Raw genomic sequence first — 1,131 nt, forward strand, 5'->3', positions numbered from 1 at the left:
TGCAACGAGACCGCCCACGCCGTCAGCTCCTCGTCGGAGAAGACGTTGCCCAGGCTGAGCATCGCGACGGTGTGCGTGACGTCGCCAGCGGTCACTCCTGCCGCGACCTGCTGCGACGGGGAGTCGGACGCGATCTGCCCGGGGTGCGCGTCCTCCCAGGCGGTGATGGCGCGTAGCAGCCGATCGTAGGTCTCGTCGTCCAAGCCTGACTCGCCGGAGCCGTAGTAGGCATCGGCGGCCTTCCGCGCCTGCGCGACGGCTTCAAGGTAGGCGGCCTCATCAGCGAGGTCGACAGGGGGTGCCGTGGAGGAAGGCTTCGTCATGCCGCCCATTCTCCTGACTGCCACTGACAGTACGGCGGGCGCGCTGATGCGATTCACCCCTGGTGCCGCGGGGACGCAGTCGGGTGGAGTTCCGTCGGCTGACCCGGCAAACGGGGGCGAGCCAGCGGAGGTTCAGGGATTGGCTGAAGGAGCCGCTGCGATGCTGCGAGCGGTGCGCTCGGATTTGCGGGCGCAGTGCGGGCAGCGTCGTGGGCAGGGTGTCTGTGGTGTCGTGCCGGTCAGGCCGCTGGCGTGCAGGATCGTGGTCACGGTCTGCTCAAGGGTGCTGGTTTCGGGGATGACGGTTTCGGTGGGGACGTCGAGCAGGTCCCGGTGGGTGTACCAGTGGCGCATCTCCTCGGCGGTGACGGGGATGGGCTCGTCCCGGTTGAGGTGACGGCGGACGGTTTCGTCGAAGGACACGTCGATGTAGAACACGGCGGCCGGCCCGGGGTGGTTGTCGATGAGCTGGTGCAACATGTCGGCGTACCGGGTGGTGTGCAGGATGCCTTCGAGGATGACGTGGTAGCCCAGGTCGAGGGCGGTGCGGGCGGTCGCGGTGATGAACGCCGGTGCGACCGGGTCGATGTGGGCGGTGTCGTGTTCTCTGAGGATGATCCGGCGTAGGTGGTCCTGTTCCAGGAGGGCGATTCCGCGGCCGTAGCGGCGGCGGGTCTCGCGGGCGGTCGTGGTTTTTCCGCTACCGGAGTTGCCTCGGATGATCACGAGCGTCGGCGGCCCGGTAGGGGATGGCGTCTTCGTGGTGTGGATCTTCATGCGGAGGTCGCCTGTCGGGGGAGCGGTGCGG

Annotated in this window: 1 protein-coding gene and 1 pseudogene; both read right to left on the minus strand. The window is 68.2% G+C overall.

Features of this window, described 5'->3' with window-relative positions:
• Nucleotides 1-323 (minus strand): annotated as a pseudogene (locus tag GSF22_RS33730) (NAD-dependent DNA ligase LigA); the annotation flags it as partial.
• Between the two features lie 132 nt (nt 324-455).
• Entirely contained in the window at nt 456-1,100 is a 645-nt protein-coding gene (locus GSF22_RS33735) for a zeta toxin family protein (RefSeq protein WP_208817937.1), read from the minus strand.
• Between the last annotated feature and the right edge of the window lie 31 nt (nt 1,101-1,131).

It is taken from the genome of Micromonospora echinofusca (assembly GCF_017614955.1).
GTDB lineage: Bacteria > Actinomycetota > Actinomycetes > Mycobacteriales > Micromonosporaceae > Micromonospora > Micromonospora echinofusca_A.